General features: G+C 71.5%; 16 protein-coding genes. 14 read left to right on the forward strand and 2 right to left on the reverse strand.

From position 1 onward, the window contains the following. Window positions 1–536: 536 nt before the first annotated feature. Window positions 537–1,871: a polysialyltransferase family glycosyltransferase gene (locus ACZ4N5_RS03115; protein ID WP_467755404.1), complete on the reverse strand. Its 1,335-nt coding sequence runs from the start codon at window positions 1,869–1,871 to the stop codon at window positions 537–539. Then, complete coding sequence (locus tag ACZ4N5_RS03120; RefSeq protein ID WP_467755405.1) at window positions 1,868–2,848, reverse strand: glycosyltransferase family 2 protein; 981 nt, start codon at window positions 2,846–2,848, stop codon at window positions 1,868–1,870. The genes ACZ4N5_RS03115 and ACZ4N5_RS03120 overlap by 4 nt, the downstream gene beginning before the upstream one ends. A gap of 198 nt (window positions 2,849–3,046) precedes the next feature. On the opposite strand from ACZ4N5_RS03120, the gene ACZ4N5_RS03125 reads away from it, so the two are divergent. The 14 genes from ACZ4N5_RS03125 to ACZ4N5_RS03190 all read left to right on the forward strand — a co-directional run bounded on the left by ACZ4N5_RS03125 (window position 3,047) and on the right by ACZ4N5_RS03190 (window position 24,792). Further along, complete coding sequence (locus tag ACZ4N5_RS03125; protein ID WP_467755406.1) at window positions 3,047–4,363, forward strand: DUF6716 putative glycosyltransferase; 1,317 nt, start codon at window positions 3,047–3,049, stop codon at window positions 4,361–4,363. Between the two features lie 77 nt (window positions 4,364–4,440). Then, window positions 4,441–5,748: a cytidylyltransferase domain-containing protein gene (locus ACZ4N5_RS03130; RefSeq protein ID WP_467755407.1), complete on the forward strand. Its 1,308-nt coding sequence runs from the start codon at window positions 4,441–4,443 to the stop codon at window positions 5,746–5,748. A 13-nt stretch (window positions 5,749–5,761) separates the two neighbouring features. After that, a complete protein-coding gene (locus ACZ4N5_RS03135; protein ID WP_467755408.1) occupies window positions 5,762–6,697 on the forward strand; it encodes an N-acetylneuraminate synthase family protein in 936 nt (311 codons plus the stop codon). Window positions 6,698–6,735: 38 nt separating this feature from the next. Beyond that, a complete protein-coding gene (locus ACZ4N5_RS03140) occupies window positions 6,736–7,815 on the forward strand; it encodes a hypothetical protein (RefSeq protein WP_467755409.1) in 1,080 nt (359 codons plus the stop codon). Between the two features lie 332 nt (window positions 7,816–8,147). Next, window positions 8,148–9,275, forward strand: coding sequence for a phosphate ABC transporter permease subunit PstC (gene pstC, locus ACZ4N5_RS03145; protein WP_467755410.1), 1,128 nt, complete (start codon window positions 8,148–8,150; stop codon window positions 9,273–9,275). A 1-nt stretch (window position 9,276) separates the two neighbouring features. Beyond that, on the forward strand, window positions 9,277–10,587 hold the full coding sequence (pstA, locus tag ACZ4N5_RS03150; RefSeq protein WP_467755411.1) for a phosphate ABC transporter permease PstA: 1,311 nt from the start codon (window positions 9,277–9,279) through the stop codon (window positions 10,585–10,587). Continuing rightward, window positions 10,587–12,362: a substrate-binding domain-containing protein gene (locus ACZ4N5_RS03155; protein WP_467755412.1), complete on the forward strand. Its 1,776-nt coding sequence runs from the start codon at window positions 10,587–10,589 to the stop codon at window positions 12,360–12,362. The genes pstA and ACZ4N5_RS03155 overlap by 1 nt, the downstream gene beginning before the upstream one ends. Window positions 12,363–12,430: 68 nt before the next feature. After that, window positions 12,431–15,118 (forward strand): hypothetical protein, encoded by a 2,688-nt coding sequence (locus tag ACZ4N5_RS03160; RefSeq protein WP_467755413.1) that lies wholly within the window; start codon window positions 12,431–12,433, stop codon window positions 15,116–15,118. A 138-nt stretch (window positions 15,119–15,256) separates the two neighbouring features. After that, complete coding sequence (locus tag ACZ4N5_RS03165; RefSeq protein WP_467755414.1) at window positions 15,257–17,251, forward strand: Ig-like domain repeat protein; 1,995 nt, start codon at window positions 15,257–15,259, stop codon at window positions 17,249–17,251. Window positions 17,252–17,371: 120 nt separating this feature from the next. Then, on the forward strand, window positions 17,372–18,280 hold the full coding sequence (locus ACZ4N5_RS03170) for a sortase (protein WP_467755415.1): 909 nt from the start codon (window positions 17,372–17,374) through the stop codon (window positions 18,278–18,280). A 529-nt stretch (window positions 18,281–18,809) separates the two neighbouring features. Further along, the gene (pstB, locus tag ACZ4N5_RS03175; protein ID WP_467755861.1) at window positions 18,810–19,613 is read left to right on the forward strand and encodes a phosphate ABC transporter ATP-binding protein PstB; all 804 of its coding nucleotides are present in this window, start codon (window positions 18,810–18,812) and stop codon (window positions 19,611–19,613) included. 1,171 nt (window positions 19,614–20,784) lie between these two features. Beyond that, entirely contained in the window at window positions 20,785–22,005 is a 1,221-nt protein-coding gene (locus ACZ4N5_RS03180) for a M20 family metallopeptidase (protein ID WP_467755862.1), read from the forward strand. A 364-nt stretch (window positions 22,006–22,369) separates the two neighbouring features. Beyond that, window positions 22,370–23,425: a BMP family lipoprotein gene (locus tag ACZ4N5_RS03185; RefSeq protein ID WP_467755416.1), complete on the forward strand. Its 1,056-nt coding sequence runs from the start codon at window positions 22,370–22,372 to the stop codon at window positions 23,423–23,425. A 314-nt stretch (window positions 23,426–23,739) separates the two neighbouring features. Then, on the forward strand, window positions 23,740–24,792 hold the full coding sequence (locus tag ACZ4N5_RS03190; RefSeq protein ID WP_467755417.1) for a BMP family lipoprotein: 1,053 nt from the start codon (window positions 23,740–23,742) through the stop codon (window positions 24,790–24,792). Window positions 24,793–24,992 lie beyond the last annotated feature (200 nt).

Genomic DNA, 24,992 nt, shown 5'->3' on the forward strand with positions numbered 1-24,992 from the left:
GGAACCCCGGAGCCCGGGGATCCCGCGTGGCCCGGGAACCCCGGAGCCCGGGGATCCCGCGTGGCCCGGGAACCCCGGAGCCCGGGGATCCCGCGTGGCCCGGGAACCCCGGAGCCCGGGGATCCCGCGCGGTCCGAGAACCCCGGAGCCCGGGGATCCCGCGCGGTCCGAGAACCCTGGTGGCCCGGGAATCCGACTGGCGCAACCTCGTTCGCCCAGAACCCGGCGGCCCGAGAACCTCGTTGGCCTGGAAGCCCCGCGTGGCCCGGTACCCCGGAATCCCGGGAAACCCAGGTGGTCCAAGGGTCCCGGAAGCCGGGCAGCCCAAAGGGGCGGGGCCCGGTCGTGTTCGACCCGGTCCCGCTCCCTGGTCCTTCGCCGCCGGAGCGGCCCGCCCTCGGGGAACGGGGACGCGCCCGGCCGGACCGCCGCCTCAGCGGGGCAGGTCCGCGGCGCGTGTCGCCGGCTCAGTGGGGCAAGCCCCGCGGCGCGTGCCCCGGGTCAGCGGGGCGAGGCCCGCGGCGCTTGTCGCCGGCTCAGCGGCCCACCGCCCGCTTCAGGGAGCGCGCCCTCCGGGCGACCCGCCGTACCGTCGCGTTGCGCGGGATGAACGCGAGCTGGGCCGGGACCGCTCCGGGCAGGGCCAGCGAGGTGAGGCGCTTGCGCTTGAAGTAGCGCCAGGTGTGCTGGGTCAGCTGGTGCGTCAGATAGCTCTCGGCCGCCGGGCGCAGGTCCGGACAGATCTTCGGCTGCATCGCGAAGCCGACGGCTCTCAGGAGCTTCGTCAGGTCCGCCACGTCCATGCCGGGGCGCTGTTCGGTGACCGCCGAACGGTCCGACAGGTCGGGCAGCAGCGCGTCGACGATGGTCACCGGGACGCGGTTGCTGTTCTCGTACGGGGTGAGACGGTCCAGCAGCGACCCGGTCCCGACCCGGGCGACCGGCAGGCCGTACAGCGCGGACGCCGTGAGCAGCGCCGTGGAGAAGCAGCCGACGACCAGCGCGGGACGCATCCGCTGGTAGAGCACCTCGGCGAGGACCGGGGTGTCGAGGACGGTGAGGTCCGCGCCCAGCTTCTCGGCCTCCTTCTCCAGCGACCGCGACCAGCGCGCCGGAGCCGAGGGGTGCGGCTTGAACACCACGCGGGTGTGACCGAGCGCGAGGGCGCCCTTCAGCATCCGTACGTGGAGCTCCTCCTCCTCTTCGGCGGTGAGGATCTCCAGGGCGGAGAGGTACTGGCCGAGCAGCAGCGCCGGCTCGTCGACGGACGGCAACTCGTTCCCGGTGTCGACGAGTTCGGCGAGGACCTTCACGAACGCGTCCGTGGGCACGATCTCCGGCTCGACGCCGAACTCGGTGAGTAGCAGCGGCTTGAGGCCGGGGACCAGGTCCAGGTGGAGCAGCCGGGTCACCCGGGTGCCGACCAGCGGGTCGATCTTGTTGCGGGTGGGGCCGTAGCTCATCAGGCCGTCGGCGTACACCGTGACGGGCGCGCCCATGAAGATCTGGGAGACGCCGAGCGCCGGGTTGACCTGGATCGACTCCACGGCCAGTTCGATGTCGTCGTCGCCGAGGCTCCAGGCGAGCCGCAGATGACGCTCCCACAGGGGTACGTCGTCCGGCCGCGGGGTCCAACCGCCCGGGTGGAACGGGGAGATGGTCTCGTTCCACGAGATGACGTCGTCGAAGCGGCCGCTCAGTTGCTCGAAGCCGGGCATCTCGTCCACGCCGGGCGTCGTCTCGGGCGTCGCCGTGTTGTTCGAGACGAGCAGGATGCGCCGGTCGGCCGGTCCGAAGCTGTCGGTGTCGAGGGCCGCGGCGAGCGTGGCCGTGCCGTACAGCGTGGACGCCATGAAGATCTGGGTGGTCACGCCGCCACCCCCGCGGCGGGCGCGGGCCGTCGGCGCAGCCGGCGCAGCCGGGTGGCGCGCTGGACGTCCATCGAGTCGAGGGCGTCGTCGAGCACGTCCTGCGGCATGCGGCGCAGCGCGACCGCACTCATGGATTTCAGTTTCCGTGCCACCGCCGGCTCGAACCTTTCGATGGATCCCAGGTGATGGGAAATAATCGCGCAATATGTGCGCACGGCTTTGGGCAGGAGTTTTTCCGCGTCCCGGTCCTCGGCGGTTTCCGCTACGACCTGGTCGAACGCGCGAATGAAATCGAGCTGACGGACGTCTCCGATCTGGGTGAGGGAGGAGGCGACGCCACGCCGGTAGAACACGCCCAGCAGCCCCACCGTGGCGAAGGATTCCGCCTCCCGGTGCAACTTCCAGATCCACGGCCGGTCCTCGGCCGTGCGCAGCCCGTCGGTGAAGTGGAGCAGCCCGCGGTCGACCAGCCGGCGGTGGTAGATGCCCGCCCAGGCGTAGGCGTAGTCGACGGAGGTGGACCGGTCGGCGGGCAGAATGGCGTCGCGGGGATCGAGGACGACTCCGCGGCGGCCGTGCGGTACATGGTGGACGGTGCGGGCCCGCGCTGTGCACTGGACATGGTCCGTACGGACGAAGTCGCAGCCCAGACCCTCGATGGAGGAGACGAGTTGTTCGTAGTATCCGGGGGCGAGCCAGTCGTCCCCGTCGAGGAACGTGAGGTACTCGCCACGCGCTTTGTCGATCCCGGTGTTGCGCGCGGTGGCCAGTCCTCCGTTCTTCTCGTGTCTGACATACACCGCACCCGGGAGCTCGCGCTCCGCGCGCGCGAGGATGTCCGGTGTCTCGTCGCGCGAGCAGTCGTCGACGAGAATGAATTCGAAGTCCTGCCGTGCGTTCGCACGCAGGCTCTTCAGGGTGTCGGGCGCATATTGCTGCACGTTGTAGAACGGCACGATGACGGAGAGCTTGACCACCCCTGTGACGTTAGGGGGCGGCCCGGCATTCGTCTTGACCGTTGGTGAGATACAAGGTGAACGACGCGTGGCGGAACCGTGAACCACATCGTTTTCTCAGCCGATACCTGGCTGATTCCCCATTCGTCGATGTGCTGTTAACCGTTTGTTGTATTCGGGTTGGGCCGCTCCTCGGAATGGGTTCCTAGCGTCTAGGGCGTGCCAGCAAGTACCACGAAGTCCCTGCGAGTGGCCGTCCTCGCGGATTCCGACACCAGGTGGAAATGGGGCTCGCTCACCGCGAACCGTATTTCCCCGGCCGAATCGGACATCCGCCTCGACGGGTTCCTCCTGCGTGGCCGTGCCACCCCGACCGCCCGCCAGCTCGAAGAGGTCGGCGTCCGCGCGGACTCCCTCCGCGAGGTCACGGCCGTCGAGTTCCTGCGCGAGCTGGGCAAGGAGGACTGTGCCTACGACGTGGTCGTCCTCGCCCTGGTCGGCGGTGCCGTCCAGGCGGTGCTGCACGGCCTGGCCCGCGCCTGGGACGGGCGGACCGAGCGTCCCCTGGTCGTCACCGGCTATGTCGGTGTCGTCTACGAGAAGCTCGCCGACGGGCTGCTCCTGCGGCACGGCGCGGACCTCGTCCTCGCCAACTCCCTTCAGGACGCGGACCGTTTCCGGGCCGTGTACGAGGGGGTCGGTGCCGACGCCGGGTCGGTGACCGAGGTCGCGCTGCCCTTCCTAGGCGGGGCGGCGTACAAGGAGAACGACCCGTACACGGTCGTCTTCGCCGCCCAGCCCTCCGTACCGGAGAGCCGCAAGGACCGTACGTACCTGCTGGACCGGCTGATCCGCCACGCGCGGCTGCACCCGGACCGCGAGGTCCTGCTCAAGCTGCGCTCCAAGCCGGGCGAACACACCACGCACATCGAGGAGTTGCCGTACCAGAAGCTGGTGCAGAAGGCGGACCCGCCGGCCAACTTCCGCCTGGTGTACGGGCACATGGGCGAGGTCCTCGACCGCACCGACCTCCTGGTCACCATCAGCTCCACCGCCGCCCTGGAGTCCCTGCACCGCCGTATCCCCACCGTCGTCCTCAGCGACCTCGGGGTGCGCGAGGCGCTCGGCAACCACCACTTCGTGGGCTCCGGCTGCCTGGCCTCCTGGGACCAACTCGACGCCGGTCACCGGCCGGTGCCGGACGCCGCGTGGGTGGCCCGACAGGGCATCGCCGCCGAGGGAGGCTCGTACGAGACGGCCTTCGACGCGGCGCGGCAGCGCATCACCGAGCTGCTGGCGGCGGACAGGCTGCCGCCGCTCGCTCCCTACTACACCCCCGTCACCGCGCCCGGTTATCTGCCCGGCATCCTCGCCCGCCACCACCTCGGCCCGGACGGCAGCCCGCTGCCCGGTGCCCCCGCGGCGGACCGGGAACCCAGCCCCGTACGGCAGATCGTGCGCCGGGCCGCACGCGGCGCCTACCGCCACGGCGTCCAGCGCGTGGCACCGGTGATCCGGCGGATGGGCGACCTGTGAGCGCCCCGACAGCGGGCAGTCCGCGGTCCTCCTCCCCCTCACGCCTTCCTCGCCTCCCTCGTCAAGGAGAACAGCGCATGACCAACTCGGAAGCGGGCCAAGCCGCGCCGGTGCGCCGCGTACTCGCGGTGATTCCCGCGCGCGGCGGCTCCAAGGGCGTGCCCGCGAAGAACCTCCTCCCCGTCGGCGGTGTGCCGCTGGTGGCCCGTGCCGTGCGCGAGTGCCGCGCCGCCCGCCTCGTGACGGACGTGGTCGTCTCCACCGACGACCAGGCCATCGCGGCGGCCGCCCGCCAGGCAGGCGCCGAGGTCGTGCTGCGCCCCGCCGCCATCGCGGGGGACACCGCCACCTCCGAGGCCGCCGTCCTGCACGCCATGGACACCCATGAGGCGCTGCACGGCTCCCCGGTCGACGTGGTGCTGCTCGTTCAGTGCACCAGCCCGTTCATCATCCGGGAGGACGTGGACGGCGTCGTGAACGCGATCGTCGCGAACGGCGCGGACACGGCGCTGACCGTGGCCCCCTTCCACGGCTTCGTATGGCGCGACGGCGACGACGAGGCCACCGTCGCGGTGGCCGTCGAGACCGAGCGCGCCGCCGTCGACGGCGGCACCGACACCCTGGTCACGGACACCGCCACCAGCGGCGGCTACGGCGTCAACCACGACAAGTCCTTCCGCCCGCGCCGCCAGGACCGCCCCCAGGACCTCCTGGAGACCGGTGCCGTCTACGCCATGGAGGCCGCGGGCTTCCGTGAGGCGAAGCACCGCTTCTTCGGCCGCACCGAACTCGTGCGCACCGACCCGGCCCGGGTGCTGGAGATCGACGATCCGCACGACCTCGCCCGCGCCCGCGCGCTGGCCCCCCTCTTCGACGCGAACCGGCCCGGTTCGCTGCCGACCGCCGATGACATCGACGCGGTCGTCCTCGACTTCGACGGCACCCAGACCGACGACAGGGTGCTGATCGACTCCGACGGACGGGAGTTCGTCTCCGTGCACCGCGGAGACGGCCTCGGTATCGCGGCCCTGCGCAAGAGCGGGCTGACGATGCTGATCCTGTCCACGGAACAGAACCCGGTCGTCGCCGCCCGGGCCCGGAAGCTCAAGATTCCGGTCCTGCACGGCATCGACCGGAAAGACCTCGCACTGAAGCAGTGGTGCGAGGAGCAGGGCATCGCGCCTGAGCGCGTGCTCTACGTCGGCAACGACGTCAACGACCTCCCGTGCTTCGCCCTCGTGGGCTGGCCGGTGGCGGTCGCGAGCGCCCACGACGTCGTGCGCGGCGCCGCACGCGCGGTCACCACCGTGCCCGGTGGCGACGGCGCGATCCGAGAGATCGCCAGCTGGATCCTCGGCCCTTCTCTCGACTCCCTCGACAAGTAAGGAACGTTTCACCATGAACAACTCCCGTCTGCGCACCTTCGGTTCGAAGACCGCCGGCCCGGGTCACCCCGTCTACGTCGTCGGCGAGATCGGCATCAACCACAACGGTGAGCTGGAGAACGCCTTCAAGCTGATCGACGCCGCCGCCGAGGCCGGCTGCGACGCCGTCAAGTTCCAGAAGCGCACCCCGGAGATCTGCACCCCGCGCGACCAGTGGGACATCGAGCGCGACACCCCCTGGGGCCGCATGACCTACATCGACTACCGCCACCGCGTGGAGTTCGGTGAGGACGAGTACCGCCAGATCGACGAGTACGCCAAGAGCAAGAACATCGACTGGTTCGCCTCCCCGTGGGACACCGAGGCCGTCGCCTTCCTGGAGAAGTTCGACGTCCCGGCCCACAAGGTCGCCTCCGCGTCGCTGACCGACGACGAGCTGCTCCGCTCGCTGCGCGCCACGGGCCGCACGGTCATCCTCTCCACCGGCATGTCGACGCCGAAGCAGATCCGCCACGCGGTCGAGGTCCTCGGCAGCGACAACATCCTGATGTGCCACGCCACGTCGACCTACCCGGCGCAGGCCGAGGAGCTCAACCTCCGCGTCATCAACACCCTCCAGGCCGAGTACCCGAACGTTCCGATCGGCTACTCGGGCCACGAGACGGGTCTGCAGACCACGCTCGCCGCGGTCGCCCTCGGCGCCACCTTCGTCGAGCGTCACATCACCCTGGACCGCGCGATGTGGGGCTCCGACCAGGCCGCCTCCGTCGAGCCGCAGGGCCTGACCCGCCTCGTCCGCGACATCCGCACCATCGAGGCCTCCCTCGGTGACGGTGTCAAGAAGGTCTACGACTCCGAGCTCGGCCCGATGAAGAAGCTGCGCCGCGTCACGGGCGTCGTCGCCGAGGCCGAGATCGCCGCGGCCGCGGGCGAGCCCGTCTCGGTCTGAACGCCCTGAATTCCTTACGACGGGACGGTCGTACGTCGATGAGCCCCCGCGCCGGTTCCGCCGGCTCCCACACTCTCGCCTTCGTCGAGAGTCCGGTACAGCTCCTGAACGTCCTGGAATGGGCGCACGCACATGCCCACAACGGTGCGGCGCCCGGCGCGGGGCTCACCCTCGTCGTCCTGTCTCCCAACGACCCGATGACCCGCGGCCAGCTCCGCCGGATGGCGGAACTGGCCCGCGATGAGGGCCACGCGGTGCGCTGGGAGGAGGCGCGCGGCGGCACCACGGCCCCCTTCCACACCATCGGGGGACTGACCCCGCTGCTCCGCCGGGCCCGGCGGATCGTCATGGGGGACCCGTTCTCCCGCTATGTGCAGCTGCTGCTGACCATCACCAAGGCGCAGGACCTGGTCGTGGTCGACGACGGCACGGCGACGATGGAGTTCGTCGCCCAACTCGCCCGCGGTGAACGCCTGGTGCGCTGGCACCGGCGCGGTGGCCGCCCCGGCCCGCGGGACGTGCTCTTCGCTCCCGTGTCCGCCGCTGCCCGCCGCCGGCTGACGCCCAGTGACCGCCGTACGGTCGAGGTCTTCTCCTCGATGCCGATCGAATCGGCACCGGACGGCGTCCGGATCACCGCCAACGACTTCTCCTGGACCCGGGCCCGGTTCGGCCCGCCGCGCATCACCAAGAGCGCGGACATGGTCGGCACCTCGCTCGTCGAGACGGGCGTGGTCGATCCGGGACGCTATCTGGAGGCGGTCCGCGCGCTCGCCAGGACGCACGGCGCGACCCGCTACTTCGCGCACCGCCGCGAGAGCGCCGACAAGCTGCACCGGCTGGCCGCCGAGACGGGTCTGGAAATCGTCCGTCCCGACCTGCCGCTCGAACTGATCGCCCGGCGCGGCCCCATCGGCCGCACGATCCTGAGCTTCCCGTCGACGGTCGTGCACACGCTGCCGCTCGCCCTGGTCGGCACCGATGTGCGCGTCGCGGTCTGCGACATCGACCCGAGCTGGCTGACCGAGAACGCCTCGCCCCGCGCCCAGGGCTTCCTCTCGGGCGTCACGGGTACGGCCCGGGACGTCCACCGTCTCTCGGCGGTCTCCACCGTCTGAAACAGGCCACATCGTCTCGACGTTCAGAGCCCGGCGCACCGCGCCGGGCTCTGCTCGTTCACCCGCCCAATGATCTACGCGCATCATCCGGGCCCTCTGCGCGCATCCTCCACGATGAGCGCACCGAACGGTCGTGCGCTGTTCACCAGTTCTCCAGGATGTGCGCGTTGGACCGACACGATCCGGCCATTGAATCGCAGCGCGCGGTACCGACTGTCGGCCGCGCGGGGATTCCGTTTCCGGAATGGGGGGACAAGCACGTGGCGTCCGCGCAAGAGGAGTCCGACAGACCGGAGTCCGGAAGATCCGAGTCCGGAGAATCGGCATCCGGCGTGCCGGAGACCGAGATATCGGAGTCCGACAGACCGGAGTCCGACAGACCGGAGTCCGACAGACCGGAGCCGGGCAGGGCGGAGCCCGTCAGGGCGGGGACCGAGGGGCCGGGGACCGGCAAGGCCGTCTCCGGCCTGCCTGAGACCCGGGAGCTCACTCCCCGGCGGCTCAACGCGGCCCGCGGCCTGGGTGACCGCGTCTTCCGGTACCAGCTCACGGCCACCGGCATCGCCGTCCTCGCCGTCATGGCGGGAGTCGGCCTCTTCCTCCTCCTGAGGGCCGGTCAGGCGCTGCGCGCCCGCGGCTTCGCGTTCCTCACCACGCCCGAATGGCAGCCGGACGTCCACAAGTTCGGCATCGCGGCCGTCATGACCGGCACGATACTGATCGCCCTGGTAGCGGTGACGATCTCGGTGCCGCTCGCCGTCGGAACCGCCCTGTTCATCACCGACGTGGCTCCGCCCAAACTGCGCCGCACCCTCGTGTCGATGGTCGACCTGATGGCGGCCGTCCCCTCGGTGGTGTACGGGCTGTGGGGGCTGTTCTTCTTCCAGCAGCACGTGATCGGCCTGTCGCGCTGGCTGTCCACCTGGTTCGACTGGATCCCCCTGTTCACGGTGGACGGCGCCCAGCCGGGCGAGCCGCTGGCCACCGAGAGCGTGTACACGGCCTCCACCTTCATCGCCGGGCTCGTCGTCGCCCTGATGGTCGCGCCGATCCAGTGCTCGGTGATGCGCGAGGTCTTCTCGCAGGCTCCGGCCGGTGAGCGCGAGGGCGCCTACGCGCTCGGCGCGACCCGCTGGGGCATGATCCGCAGCGTCGTCCTGCCGTACGGCAAGGGCGGCATCATCGGCGGCACGATGCTGGGGCTCGGCCGGGCCCTCGGCGAGACCATCGCGGTCTACATGATCATCTCGCCCGTCTTCTCCATCCAGCTGCACATCCTGCAGACAGGTTCGAACTCCGTCTCCTCGCTGATCGCTCTGCACTACGGAGACGCCTCCGAGTTCGGCATGTCGGCGCTGATGGCGGCGGGCCTGGCGCTGTTCCTGCTCACCCTGGCGGTCAACTTCACCGCCTCCTCCGTGGTGGCCCGCAGCCGCTCCGGCGCGCAGAGCGAGGCATGAGATGACCGTCATCGAAGAAACGTCCCTGTCCGGCGTGCGCGACGCTGAGCCCGCGCCGGCGCCCGTGCCTGTACCCGCGCCCGCGGATGTCGCGGTGGAGCACGCGCCGCAGCCCCTCCGGCCGCGCCGCATCGGCGGTGTCAGTCGCACCGGGGTGCTGTCCCTGTGCGGCGCCGCCGCCTCCGGACTCTGCGTCACCGTCCTGCTCTTCGGTCAACTCGCCCCGTTCTCTGGCGCGTTGGGCTTCACGATCACCGCCTACCTCGTCTTCCTGGCGATCTACGCGGTGCTGACCGGGCTCGACGAGGACGGCCAGGCCGTCCGCGACCGGGTGATGACGGTCGTCCTGTGGACGGCGGCCACGCTGCTGTTCTCCGGCCTCTTCATGGTCGTCGGCTTCACGGGCTGGCGCGGCCGGGAGGCGCTGCCGCACGGCAACTTCTTCACCCAGGACATGCAGGCGGCGGGCCCGCTCGACCCGCTCACCCACGGCGGCATCGCCCACGCGATGCTCGGCACGCTCACCATGATCGCCATCGCGCTCGCGATCACCGTGCCGCTGGGCCTCGCCTGCGCCGTCTATCTGAACCAGATCCAGGGCCGACTCTCCCGGTTCGTCCGGACGATCGTCGAGGCGATGACCGCGCTGCCCTCGATCGTCGCCGGTCTGATGGTGTACGCCACCTGGATCCTCGGCCTCGGTATGCAGAAGTCGGGCCTCGCGGCCGGCTTCGCGATCAGCGTGATGATGCTGCCGATCGTGATCCGGGCCTCCGACGTGGTGCTGCGGCTGGTGCCGGGCAACCTCACCGAGGCGGCCGAGGCGCTCGGCGCGCCGCGCTGGCGCACGGTGTGGCACGTCGTGCTGCCCACCGCCCGCTCCGGCCTCGCCACCGCCGTCATCCTCGGCACCGCGCGCGGGATCGGCGAGACCTCGCCCGTCCTGCTCACCGCCGGCTTCACGGCCGCGCTCAACGCGGACCCGACGAGCGGCCCGATGGTGTCGCTGCCGCTCGCGGTCTTCAACTTCGTCAAGTCGCCCGAGCCCACGATGATCGCCCGCGGCTTCGGCGCCGCCGCCGTCCTGATGGCCCTCGTCCTGGTGCTGTTCGTGATCGCCCGGGTGATCGGCGGGCGCGGTCCCGGCCACCAGACCAAGCGCCAGGCCCGCCGTACCGCACGCGCCTCACGGCAGGACGTACGGCGCTTCGAGGACCTGCACGCGCCCGGACTGTCCTTGTTCGAGAGCCCCGAGGGATCGCACCCCACGGGAACCGCCCTGTCCGCCCCCGCCACCGGAGAGACCGACTGATGCGCAGCCACCTCCACACCGCCCTCGAGCGCCTTCGGGCACTCGGGACGCTCGGCGCGCTGCTCGGCGTGATCGCCGCGCTGCTGGCCGGTCCGCTGGCGGCCCCCGCCGCCGCCGAGAGCTACACGCCGATATCCGGCGCCGGCTCGACCTGGGCCGAGAACGCCGTCGACGAATGGCGGCGCGCCGTCAACCAGTACGGCATGCGGATCAGCTACGCCGGCACCGGCTCCTCCGACGGCCGCCGTCAGTTCCTCAGCGGCACCGTCGACTTCGCCGTCTCCGACATCCCGTTCCAGACCCACCCGACCGACGGCTCGGCCGCCGAACGGCCCGCGTCCGGGTCGTACGCCTACATGCCGATCGTGGCCGGCGGTACGGTGTTCATGTACCACCTGACCGTCAACGGCAAGCGGGTCACCAACCTGCGCCTGTCCGGCGACGTGGTCACCAAGATCTTCACCGGAGTCATCAAGACCTGGGACGACCCGGTCATCAAGGCCGACAACCCGGGGCTCCAGCTCCCGCACCGCACCATCGTCCCCGTCGTACGCTCCGACGGCTCCGGCTCCACCGCCCAGTTCACGATGTGGATGGCCAACCAGCACAAGTCGCTGTGGCAGTCCTACTGCCGCAAGGTCGGCCGTTCCGGAGCCTGCGGGCAGACCTCGTACTACCCGACCGTCTCGGGCATGATCGCCCAGTCCGGCGACCTCGGAGTCGCGGGCTACGTCGCCCAGAACTACGGCGAGGGCGCGATCGGGTACGTCAACTACTCGTACGCCCTGAACGCGCACTATCCGGTCGCCAAGGTCCTCAACCACGCGGGCTACTACACCGAGCCGACCCCGCAGAACGTCGCGGTCTCGCTGCTCAAGGCGCAGATCAACACCGACAAGAGCTCCGCGGACTACCTCACCCAGAAGCTCGACGGGGTCTACAACGACTCCGACCGGCGCAACTACCCGCTGTCCAGCTACTCGTACATGATCCTGCCCCTGAAGGTGCAGGGCACCTTCACCAAGGCCAAGGGCAAGACGCTCGGCGCGTTCTCGTACTACTTCATGTGCCAGGGCCAGCAGCAGGCGCCCTCGCTCGGCTACTCGCCCCTGCCGATCAACCTGGTGAAGGCGGGCTTCGACCAGATCCGCCGCATCCCGGGTGTGCGGGCCCAGAGCATCAACCTCAAGGGCTGCAACAACCCGACCTTCTCCAGCGACGGGCACAACAAGCTCGCCGACACCGCTCCCTACCCGGCCGCCTGCGACAAGAAGGGCGCCCTGCCCTGCACCACCGGCAGCGGTGGCGCCAAGGCGGGCGGCAGCTCCGGCGGTTCGGGCTCCACGGGCGGCACGAGCGGCGGTTCGACCTCGGGCGGCTCCACCGGCGGAGGCGCCAACGGCGGTACCACAGGCGGGAGTTCGGGCGGTGGCGGCACGGCCGCGGGGGGCGGTACCGGCGGCGGCTCGGCACCGGTCGTCGACCCGGACACCGGCCAGACGCTCTCGCCCGGCACCGGCGGCGGCTCGGGGACCGGTTCCTCGGGTGGCAGCGGCAGCGGCGGAGCCGGCGGCGGCACCGGCGCGGTGAACGACACCATCGCGCTCGCGCAGCCGGTCTCCGTGGCCGGCACCCAGGGCTGGACCAGCACCCAGACGCTGATGCTGATCGCGGCCTTCCTGGTCCTCGGGCTCGTCCTGCTGCCCTCCGTGGTGTCCCGGGCGATGGCCGGGCGCGGCACCGGCAAGGACGCCGGAGAGGGGCAGAAGCGATGAGCTTCCGCAGCAGAGGACCCCGTGCCGCGAGACCCGCGGCCACGAGCCCGCGAACGCGCGGGAGAGCGGTGCTCCGCGTACGACGGCTGCTCCTGCGCGTCGTCGCCGGAGCAGCCGTGGGCGCACTCGCCGGCCTCGGCGTGGCCCAGGCGGCCGCCCCCGCGTCCGCGGCGGGCACCGCGGCCACCACCTCCTCGGCCGTCACGGTCTCCGGCCGCGGCGAGTTCAAGGACATGAAGTTCACCGTCGACCAGACCAGCCACCTGACCAGCCAGGCGGTCACGGTCTCCTGGTCCGACGGCACCCCGACCACCTTCGCCGGCACGTCGTTCAACACCGACTTCGTTCAGATCATGCAGTGCTGGGGCGACGACGACGGCACGGTGCCGTCCAATCCGGGCCCCGCGCGCACCCAGTGCCAGTACGGCGCCTCCCCGACCACCGACCGGGGCAGCTGGCCGGGCAACGACTACGACGACACCCGCAAGGTGTTCTACAGCGCCGACCCCACCAACTACGGCCAGGACAACCGGTACGGGGCCGCCAACCCCAACGCCCCGGGCGAGGTGCCCTTCAAGTCCGTCGACGGCACGGTGATCACCTCCGGCACCCAGAACAACGCCTTCTTCAACCGCAACACCACGAACGAGGTCGACTTCGCCCGCACCGGCGCCGACGGCAGCGGCAAGGAGTACTTCGAGGTCCAGACCGCGAACGAGGCCCCGCACCTGGGCTGCGGTCTGCCGGTCACCGTCAATGGCGGTACCAGGCCCCGCTCCTGCTGGCTCGTCATCGTCCCGCAGGGCCACCTCGACCTGGACGGCAAGCCGTACGCCGACCACAGCCAGGTCAACGCCGGCTCCCCGGTCTCCTCCACCAACTGGAAGAACCGCGTCGCGATCCCGCTCGGCTTCAACCCGGTCGGCACCAACTGCGCGCTCGGCGCGAAGGAACGCGCCACCACCGGCAGCGAGCTCGCCGCCGACGCGATGACCAGCTGGCAGGCGGCCCTGTGCCCGACCGGCACGGTGTACGGCTACACCGAGCTGGGCGAGCCGGACACCCGCGCCCGCCTGACGAACGACGGCTCCTCCGGACTCGCCTTCACCACCCGCGCCCTCGGAGCCGACGCGGGGACCACGGCACCCTCCGACCCGACCGTGTACGCGCCCGTCGCGCTCTCCGGAACCGTGATCGGCTTCACCGTCGAACGCAGACCCAGGGCGGGCGCACCGGACTCCGTCCGCAAACTCGCGGGAACCAAGGTCGAGTCCGTCGACCTCACCCCGCGCCTGGTCGCCAAACTGCTCACCGAGTCGTACCGCAACTCGCCCTGGGGAGCCGTGCTCGGCGACTCGGCGGCCACCGGCTACGCCTGGGCGAAGACCAACCCCGCGGGCCTGGCCAGTGACCCCGAATTCATCTCCCTCAACCCCGAGTTCGCGGACCTGTCGGTCTCCGAGACCCCGTCCACCGACACCGACCTGATCACCTCGCTCGGGCACAGCGACTCCGCCCGCGCGCTGTGGCAGTGGATCCTCTCCGACAAGGACGCCCGCGGCTTCCTGGCCGGTGCCGCCGACGGCTGGGGCACCCGGGTCAACCCGTACTACAGCACCAGCGCGGACCTGAACCCGACCGGTATCGCCTTCGATCCCGCGAGCGCCGACGACTACCCCAAGAGCGACCCGTGGTGCGCGATCCCGCCGGGCACCGACGCCACCATCAAGCAGTGCATGACCGACTTCCACCCCTACGTGGAGGACATGCACTCCGGCGCCCTGCACACCCGGCGCGCCGACACCCTCTGGAAGTCCAGCTGGGACGCGCTCGCCAACCCGCCTTCCTTCAAGAGCCCGGGACCCCAGACGGTCGGCTCCCGCTTCGTGATCACGGTCACCGACGCGGCCTCCGCCGCGCGCTACGGCCTCCAGACCGCCCGGCTGCGCAACACAGCCGGCAAGTTCGTGGGCCCCGCCGCGGCGTCCCTGACCGCGGCGGCCGCCGGTGCCACCGGCACCGGAGCCCCCGAGATCACCCCCGCCACGGCCGACGCGGCGGGCGCCTACCCGCTCGCCCAGCTGGTCTACGCGGCCGTCCGCCCGGCCAAGGTCGACGCGGCCGCCCGCAAGGACTACGCGGCCCTGCTGCGGTACGCCGCGGGTGACGGGCAGACCAGCGGCGCCGACCCGGGCCTGCTTCCGGCCGGCTACGCCCCGCTCTCCGCCGCCCTGCGCACCAGGGCGACCACGGCCGCCGACGCCCTCGTCCACTACACCGGACCCAGCTCGACGCCCTCCGGCGGCTCGGGTTCCGCCGGCGGATCGAGCGGCGGCTCCACGAGCGGCGGATCCACGGGCGGCAGCGACTCCCTCGGCTCCGGCGGAGGATCGGGCGGCACGGTCTCCGGCGGCTCCACCGGCGGCGACAGCGGCAGCGGCGGCAACGGCGGCACGCCGAGTGCCGGCGCGAGCACGAGCGCGAAGCCGAGCACCGCACCGTCCTACGACGGCGGCAAGGCCGTACAGACCACCGCGCTGGGCACCACACCCGACGACCCGGCCAACTCCCTGCGGTACGCCGTCCCGGTCGGTGCCGCGCTCGGCGCCTTCGCAGGTATCGGGGCGCCGTTCGCAGGCGGCGGCAGGCTCCGGCTCCCGCTGCGCGTCCCGCTGCCCGGCGGCCGTGGAGTGACCATCCCCGCGTTCACCCTGCCCGAGTGGCTGCGCAAGCTGCTGCCCTCCGGCCGGGGCTGAGTTCGCGGAGCGCGGGCCCGCCCGGGCCCGCGCTCCCCACAGACGGCCGCCCGCCCCGAAAGGCAGTCGGGGCGGACGGCCCGTACCACCCTGCCAGATCCTCCCGACGTCACGTCGCACACCTTCTGGAGACTCTCAATGCGCACGACGCGCCTTTCGGCGGCCATGGTCGCCGCCGCCGTGGTGTCCGGCACGCTGGCTCTGGCGAGCCCGGCGTCCGCCGACCCCACCCCCGCCGGAACCTTCCGCGACCTGGTCGGCGTGGGTTCGGACACCACCCAGGACGTGCTCAACGCCCTCGCCGGCGACACGGTCAACGGCAACGCCTACACGGCCACCGCCGTGAAGGCGGCGAGCGGTGCGGGTGTCGCCTCCTACGACGCGATCGAGCCCGGTACCGGCTCCACCACCTCGAACATCCAGACCCGCACGGGCGGCCCGTCCTTCCTGCGCCCCAACGGCTCCGGCAAGGGCCGCCTCGCCCTCAGCATGTCGCTGACCGGCGACAAGTTCCCCGACAGCTCGGGTGTCGCCATCAAGGGCCAGGTCGACTTCGCCCGCTCCTCCAGCGGCCCGAGCTCCTCCGGAACCGCCTTCACCTACATCCCGTTCGCGCGGGACGCGGTCGGCGTGGCGGTCCGCGGTTCGGCCCTGAACACGCTGACCGTCGACCAGCTGCACGACATCTACTCGGGCTCGCTGACCGAGGTGAACGGCCAGACCGTGCACCCGAAGATCCCGCAGAGCGGCTCCGGCACCCGCAAGTTCTTCCTCGGTGCCATCGGCCTCACCGACGCCACGCTCTCCCCGAACGTCGCGACCGTCCAGGAGAACCAGGCCGACGGCGCCCTCGACGCGGACGGCGCGCTCGTCCCGTTCTCGGTGGGCAGCTGGATCGCCCAGAACAACGGCATCTCCCCGGACTTCAGCACCACCGCGGCCGCCGCCGGCGCCCACCTGGCCGCCGTACAGCTGCCCGGCGACACCGGCGCCACCACCCCGGTCGCCACCGTGAACGGCAAGCTCGCCCCGGTCGGCGCCTACTACGAGAACGCCACCTTCGGCCGCGACGTCTACAACGTCGTCCCGACCCGGGCGATCGACCCGACCGGCATCTTCTTCGACAAGGACCTCTACGACGTCTTCGTCACGAGCGGCACCCACGAGGCGGCCCTCGCCTCCGACGCCGCCGAGGGCGTCATCGCCAAGTTCGGCTTCGTGAACGAGTCCTACAACGGCTCGGTCAACCCGGCCAAGCACGCCAAGCTCGGCGGCCTGGAGGAGTCCGGCGTCGACGCCTCGACGCCGGCCGCGCCGGCCCTGAGCGGCACCCGCGGCGACGCGAGCGTCAAGCTGAACTGGACGGCTCCGTCCGCCACCGGCCTCCCGCTCACCGACTACCGCGTGACCCTGACCGGTTCGGACGGCGCCGTCGTGGCCGTCAAGGACGTTCCGGCCACCACCACGTCGTACACCTTCAGCGGTCTGGCCCTCGGCCACTACGCGGCCACGGTCTCAGCCGCCAACCTCAACGGCAGCGGTGCCGTCGCCTCCTGGACCGGCGACATCAAGTACACGACCACCACCAAGGCGACCGCCGTGACGACCGCGTACGGCAGGACCCCGAAGATCGGCGTCACCGTCACCGACACGCACGGCGTCGTCCCGACCGGCACGGTCACCGTGAAGGAGGGCACCACCACCCTCGGCACGGGCACCCTGGACAGCACCGGCAGGGTCTTCGTCAGCCTGTCCAGCCACCTGAAGGTCGCCAAGCACAGCCTCACGGTGTCCTACGCGGGCAACAGCAAGCTCCTGGCGTCCAGCGGGACCGCCTCGCTGACCGTCTCGAAGGCGACCCCGAGCGTCAGCACCACGGCGCCGACCTCGATCAGCCACCTCTCGCAGGCCAAGGTCACCGTCAAGGTCTCCGCCACCGGCACCACGCCGACCGGCACGGTCCGCATCTACGAGGGCTCGCGCGTCATCGCCACCGGCACCCTGAGCGGCGGCAAGGTGACCATCAAGCTGCCGAAGCTGTCCCGCGGCACCCACACCCTGCACGCCTGGTACGTGGGTTCCAGCACGGTGAACTCGAAGAACGGCGCCACGTTCAAGATCAAGTCCACCTGATCCGAGGTCTGTTGAACCACCCGCTCGCCGGGGGGCGCCCAGCAGGGCGCTCCCCGGCGGGGCCCCCTTCCGCCTTCCGCCCCACCCGTTCCATGAGTTGAGTGAAGGAGACGTGCCGCCGTGACGGTCGCCGTACAGACCACGCTCGCAACGCCCGCGCCGCGGCCGGGTGTTCGGAGCGTCACCGCCGTCCGGCATCTCGCCCGCGGCGGCCTGCTCACCCTCGCGGCCCTGCTGCTCGGCCTCACCGCGCAGCTGCTGTTCCTCAGCGGCTTCCAGGAACGAGCGGCGCAGCACGCCGCGTACGACTCCCTGCGTGCCCAACTGGCCCTGGGCACCGCCCCGGTGGCCCAGACCGACCAGCAGGGCGCGCTGCTCGCCCCCGGCACCCCGGTCGCGCTCATCGACATCCCCGCCCTCCACGTCCACCAGGTGGTCCTCGAGGGCACCGACTCCGGCGTCATGACCGACGGCCCCGGCCACCGCCGGGACACCCCGATGCCGGGGCAGGTCGGCACCAGCGTGCTGATGGGCCGCGCCGCCGCGTACGGCGGTCCCTTCGAGCACCTCGGCGACCTCGCCACCGGCGACACGTTCAGCGTGACCACCGGCCAGGGCAAGGCGAAGTACCGGGTCTTCGGCATCCGGCGCGCCGGTGACCCGGCGCCCGCCCCGCTCGACGCGGGCAAGGGCCGCATGGTCCTCCTCACGGCCACCGGACCGGACTTCATGCCCGGCGGAGTGCTGCGCGTCGACGCCGAGCTGGTCTCCGCCCCCGCGCAGACCCCGGCCGCGGTCATCCGCTCCGGCACGCTTCCCGAGGCCGAACAGCCGCTGGCCCGGCCCGGCGGAATGCCGTGGCCGCTGGTGATGTGGCTCCAGGCGCTGGTGGCCGTGGCGGTCGCCGCGGTGTGGGCCTGGCACCGCTGGGGCCGTCACCAGACCTGGATCGTGTTCGCGCCGGTCGTCGCCGTTCTCGGCCTCCAGGTCGCGACCCGCGCCACCGAACTGCTGCCGAACCTGATGTGACACCACCGACCGTCCCCACCCCCGTGACCCAGCCGAACCTGCCCCGCCCCGTGACACAGCCGAGCCCGCCCGACGCCGCCCCGAGCCCGCCCCGACCGCGTGCCGAGCCCGACCCGACCTCGTATCGACCCCGTACTGAGCTGGCCCCGACCCCGTGCCGACCCCGTACCGGACCCGGCCCCGACCCCGTGCCGAGCCTGCCCCGCCCCGCCCCTGACCGCGCCCCACTCCCGTGACCCAGCCGAGCCCGACCCGATCCCGCCATGAGGTGCCCGACGTGACCGATGCGACCGCCGCGCGTGACAGCGCCGCGACCGAGACCGCCCCGACCGACAGCGTGCCGGCCGCCACCGCCGGGACCGGCCGCGCCCCCGCCGCCACCGCCGTCATCGACCCGGGGACCGCCGTGGACGACACCGTCGCGCTGCCCCCCGTCCCGGGGACCGCCGTGGACGACACCGTCGCGCTGCCCCCCGTCCCGGGGACCGCCGTGGCCGGCGCCGTCGCGCTGCCGCCCGCCCCGTCGGACGTGCCCTTCCCGGCCCGGCCGACGGCCGCCCCCGCGGAGCTCGACGCGCGCGAGGTATCGGCCTGGTTCGGCAGCCACCTGGTGCTGGAGCGCGTCTCCCTCACCATGCCCGCCGGACAGGTCACCGCCCTGATCGGCCCCTCCGGCTGCGGCAAGTCGACCTTCCTGCGCACCCTCAACCGGATGCACGAGCTGATCCCCTCCGCCGCGATGGCCGGCGAGGTGCTCTTCGACGGTGAGGACATCTACGCACCCGAGCGGCGGCTGACCGAGGCCCGGCGCCGGATCGGCATGGTCTTCCAGAAGCCGAACCCGTTCCCGGCGATGTCGATCTACGACAACGTGGTCGCGGGCCTGCGCCTGACCGGCACGCGCACGGGCCGCCGGGAGAAGGACGAGCTGGTCGAGGAGAGCCTGACCCGGGCCGGTCTGTGGAAGGAGGTACGGGACCGACTCCGCCAGCCCGGCGGCGCGCTCTCCGGCGGCCAGCAGCAGCGTCTGTGCATCGCCCGCGCCCTGGCCGTACGTCCCCGGGTGCTGCTGATGGACGAACCGTGCTCGGCGCTCGACCCCACGTCCACCCGCCGGGTCGAGGAGACCATCCACGAACTCGCCGGCGAGGTGACCGTCGTGATCGTCACCCACAACATGCAGCAGGCGGCCCGCGTCTCCCAGCAGTGCGCCTTCTTCCTCGCCGAGCAGGGCACCCCGGGCGGCATCGTCGAGCACGGCCCGACCGGCGACATCTTCGGCACCCCCAAGGACGCCCGCACAGCGGACTACGTCGCGGGCCGCTTCGGCTGACCCCCACCCACCACCAACGCCGACCCCACCCACACCAGCCGTCCGGTGCCGTCCCACCCGCGCCGGCCTGTGGGTGCCGGTCTTTGTGCCCGGCCACCGGCGCCGGGCCCGCCCACGCCGGGCCTGCCCGGGCTGGCCTGTCGGTGCCGGACACCCGGGCACCAGCGCTGGGTCCGTCCGCGCCGACCTGACGGTGCCGGACACCCGAGCCCAGGCACCATCGCGGGGCCAGCCCGCGCCGGACTCGCGGGGCCAGCCCGCGCCGGACTCGCGGGGCCAGCCCGCGCCGGACTCGCGGGGCCAGCCCGCGCCGGCCCACCCGTGCCCGGGCGTCCGCGCCGGGCCTGCCCACGCCGGCCTGTCGGTGTTGGACACCCGTGCCCGGGCGTCCGCGCCGCTCTCTCGGTACCGGACTGTCAGTACCGGCCCGCCCCTGCCCCGCCGCCGGCGCCGGGCCGCCTTGCCCGCTCGCCCGGCCCGGCCCCGCCGAGACTGCCCCTGCGGGGCCCAGGCCCGGTCGGCCCGTGCGGGGCCTGCCAATGCCCGGCCATCCCCACGGGGCCCGTCCGTGCCGCGCCCAAGTTCGCCCCGCTGCCCGCGCCGGGCCCGCGCCGGGATCGCCGCGCCAGGCCCGCCCATGTCCGGTCACCAGGACACGGGACCACCCGTACCCGGCCACCCGGCCGTACCCGCCCGTACCCGGCCACCCGGCCACCCGCGCCAGGCCACCCACGCCGGACCCACCCTCGCGGGCCCGCCTCGCTGGGCCCGGTGGCACAGGGCCCACCCCCGCCCGGCGGCACCGGGCCCCCGCCGCGCCCCGCGTACCCCACGATTCACGGAACGTGACGCGGCTGTCGCGTGGCGGTGACGGTTTCGGAATCCGGTTGCGGTGTTGTGAGACTGTGGAGGCCGGATACGGGAATGCGCTCGGGTAAGCCGGGCGTTCCCTCGTGCACATCGGCGGGCGACCCCCGCCGATTCGGATCACAGCCGGTCACCGGGGCCCGTTCAAGATCCAAACGCCCGAAGAGCCGGGCGAGTTTACCCATCCTCGTCGCCGACCATGCGCCGCGCGGTCAGATTTTCTTCCCCTAACGGGCTGAACTTTTGTTGATCGTGGGTTAGTTGGCCGCCCGATCGTCCTACCCTTCAAAGGGTGAACCAACTGATGTCCCGAGAGTCCGAGGCCGATCTCCCCGGGGAGCCGCTGCTCCCCGGCGCGCTGCCCGAGGCACTGCGCGCCGAACTCGTGGCGTTCCGTCGCGACTTGCACATGCACCCGGAGCTCGGCAACCAGGAGTTCCGCACCACCGCGGCGATCAAGGCGCGCCTGGAGCAGGCGGGCCTGAAGCCGCGCATCCTCGCCATCGGGACCGGCCTCATCTGTGACATCGGGGACGCCGACGACGTACGCCCCATGCTGGCGCTGCGCGCCGACATCGACGCGCTGCCCATCCCGGACACGAAGAGTGACTGCGCGTACCGCTCGACCGTGCCCGACCGCGCCCACGCATGCGGCCACGACGTCCATACGACGGTCGTGCTCGGCGCCGGTCTCGTCCTCGCGGACCTGCACGCACAGGGGCTGCTGCCCCGGCGCGTCCGGCTGATCTTCCAGCCCGCGGAGGAGGTGCTGCCCGGCGGCGCCCCGGACGCGATCGAGTCGGGCGTGCTCGAAGGAGTCGGGCGGATCGTCGGTGTGCACTGCGACCCGAGGGTGGACGCGGGGCGCATCGGACTGCGGCACGGCGCCATCACCTCGGCGTGCGACCGGCTGGAGGTATCCCTCGACGGCGCGGGCGGCCACACCGCGCGCCCCCACCTCACCACCGACCTCGTCACCGCCGCCGCGCGGGTCGTGACCGACGTTCCGGCGCTCGTCGCCCGGCGCGTGGACGCCCGCAGCGGGCTCGCGGTGACCTGGGGGCGCATCGAGTCGGGTCACGCCTGCAATGTGATCCCGCAGCACGCCGAGCTGTCCGGGACGATCCGGTGCCTGGACCTCGACGCCTGGCGGGCCGCGCCCGACCTCGTCCACGCGGCCATCGACGAGATCGCGAACCTCTACCGCGCCAAGTCCGAGATCAACTACATCCGGGGCGTCCCGCCGGTGGTCAACGACCCCGCCGTCACCGACCTGCTCCGCGACGCGATGACCGCCCGGCGCGGCGCACACTCCGTCGAGGACACCGAGCAGAGCCTCGGCGGCGAGGACTTCTCCTGGTACCTGGAGCACGTGCCCGGCGCGATGGCCCGGCTCGGTGTGCGCCCGCCGGGCGACCGCACCACCCGCGATCTGCACCGGGGCGACTTCGACGCGGACGAGCACGCGATCACGGTAGGCGTCGAGATGTTCACCGCCGCGGCCCTCCTGGACGAGCAGGACTGACGCCTCCTGGACCAGGACCCGCCCAGGGCGGTCCGGCGGACACGGGCGCGGCCGGTGACTCCGGTCGCGCCCTCAGACCCCCCGCAGTAGCGTGGTCCCAGTCATCGTCACCAGTCACTCTGTGGAGCAGGAACCACCCGCTCCGTCACACGGGCTCCGTTTCCCGGACATACCGCGTGACGGTCGTGGAGGGTGCTGCATCCCCAAACGCGCCTTTCGGTCCGGTGGTTCACAAGGACGTAACCGGCCATCGGCACGAATGGATAACGGCCAGGCGGAACCCCGTTCCCTGGACGGTCTACGCGCGTTAATGTGCGCCGAACTCAGCACCCACTGCGGGGCTTTGGAGAATGGGGAGCTTCAGATGCGTCGGATAGCCAGCCTGACCCGCGTCGCGGTGGGGGTCGCGTCGCTCGCACTCGCCGCCACGGCGTGCGGCGGCACCAGCAGCGACAACAACAGCAGCAGCAGCAGCTCGAGCGGTGGCGCCAAGGGCCTCGCCATCGCGTACGACGTCGGCGGCAAGGGCGACCAGTCCTTCAACGACGCCGCGTTCGCCGGTCTGGAGAAGGCGAAGAAGGAGTTCGGCTACCAGACGGCCGACATCGAGCCCACCGACAACGAGACGGACGCTGACAAGCAGCAGCGTCTGGAGTCGCTGGCCAAGCAGGGCTACAACCCGGTCATCGGCATCGGCTTCGCCTACGGCCCCGCGCTGGAGAAGGCCGCCGCGAAGTTCCCGAAGACCAGCTTCGGCATCGTGGACTCGGTCGTGCCGGGCAAGAACGTGGCCTCCCTGGTCTTCGCCGAGCAGGAGTCCTCCTACCTCGCCGGTGTCGCGGCCGCCAAGGCCACCAAGAGCAACACGGTCGGCTTCATCGGCGGTGTGGACGTTCCGCTGATCCACAAGTTCGAGGCCGGCTACACGCAGGGCGTCAAGGACACCAAGCCCGGCGTGAAGGTCCTCTCGCAGTACCTGACGCAGACCGCGGCGGAGGGCGGCTTCTCCAGCCCCGACAAGGGCAAGGCCGCCGCCGAGGGCCAGATCGAGAAGGGCGCCGACGTCCTCTACGCCGCGGCCGGTCTGTCCGGCCAGGGTGTCATCGAGGCCGCCGCCAAGGCGAACGTGTGGGCGATCGGCGTCGACTCCGACCAGTACAAGCAGCAGGCGCTGGCCCAGTACAAGGACCACATCCTGACCTCCGCGCTCAAGGACGTCGGCGGCGCGGTCTACACGCTGTCCAAGTCGGTCCACGACGGCAAGCCGCTGACCGGTACCCAGACCTTCGACCTCAAGGTCAACGGTGTCGGTCTCGCCGACAGCAACCCGAAGATGGGTGAGATCGCCGGTCTCACCGACGCCGTGGCCAAGGCCAAGGCGGCCATCGTCGACGGCAGCATCAAGGTCAAGACCAGCTAGTCGCCGCGAGCGGCGGGTGATCGCGGCGGGCCGGCCCCGCCACCTCCCCGCCGTACGGGCGAACGCGGTCGAAGCACAGCGGAACGGGCGGGCACCCCAGGTGCCCGCCCGTTCCGCTGTCCGTTTCCGGTTTCACCCACCGCCACATTCCCTTTGCGATCGGCAAGTCCCCGACCCGCGGGCAAGTGGCGTCGGGCACAGCCGGATAACAAGGTGGACAGAAGGGGTTTTCTAGTTGGTCTACGCGCGTTAATCTGCGGCGAAGCCAGCGCCGAAGCTGAACCGTCAGGCGCTGAACGACAGGAGCACAACTAATGCGCCGGGTTACCCGCATCGCGCTCGCAGGTACTGCGACCGCCTCTCTCGCCCTCGCTCTGTCCGCCTGTGGCGGCACCTCGACCTCCGGCTCGTCCTCGACGGACTCCAAGGGTCACAAGGGCCTCGCCATCGCGTACGACGTCGGCGGCAAGGGCGACCAGTCCTTCAACGACGCCGCGTTCGAGGGTCTGAAGAAGGCGAAGAGCGAGTTCAAGTACGACACCGCCGACGTCGAGCCCACCGACGGCGAGACGGACGCGGACAAGACGCAGCGCCTGATCTCGCTGGCCAAGCAGGGCTACAACCCGGTCATCGGTATCGGTTACTCCTACGGCCCGGCCGTCAAGGCCGCCGCGGCGAAGCTCCCGAACACCACCTTCGGCATCGTCGACGACTCCACCGTCACGGCGAAGAACGTCGCGGACCTGGTCTTCTCCGAGCAGGAGGCCTCCTACCTCGCCGGCGTCACCGCCGCCCTGTCCACCAAGACCGACACCGTCGGCTTCGTGGGCGGCGTGGACGTTCCGCTGATCCACAAGTTCGAGGCGGGCTTCGAGCAGGGTGTCAAGGACACCAAGCCCGGCGTCAAGGTCCTCTCGCAGTACCTGACGCAGACCGCCCAGGAGGGTGGCTTCGCCAGCCCCGACAAGGGCAAGACGGCCGCCGAGGGCCAGATCGAGAAGAAGGCCGACGTCGTCTACGCCGCGGCCGGTCTGTCCGGTCAGGGTGTCATCGAGGCCGCCTCCGCCAAGAAGGTCCTGGCGATCGGTGTCGACTCCGACCAGTACCTGCAGCAGGCGCTGGCCCAGTACAAGGACTCGATCCTGACCTCCGCCACGAAGGACGTCGCCAAGGCGGTGTACAACCTGGCGAAGTCGGTCGAGGACGGCAAGCCCGAGAGCGGTATCGTTCGGGGCGATCTGAAGTCCGGTGAGGTCGGCCTGGCCGATTCCAACCCGGCCTTCAAGAGCAACACCGCGATCCAGGACGCCGTCAAGGCCGCCCAGGAGAAGATCATCAGCGGTGCGATCAAGGTCAAGACCAGCTGACGAGCAGTACCTCAGGAGCAGCCAATGCGGTCCCGGGGAAGTTCGGGTGCGTCTCTGTGCCGTCCGGCACGGGGAGGCGCCTGTTCTGCCCCGGAGTCGCTTGGTAACCGCGGGGTTACGTCCGCTCAACGGGATACGAGGAGTCTTGCTCCCCGTATCCCGTTCTCGCGGCGCGTGGCCCCTTTCGTTGCCGTAGGGGC

The organism is Streptomyces sp. NPDC026500 (assembly GCF_055567635.1).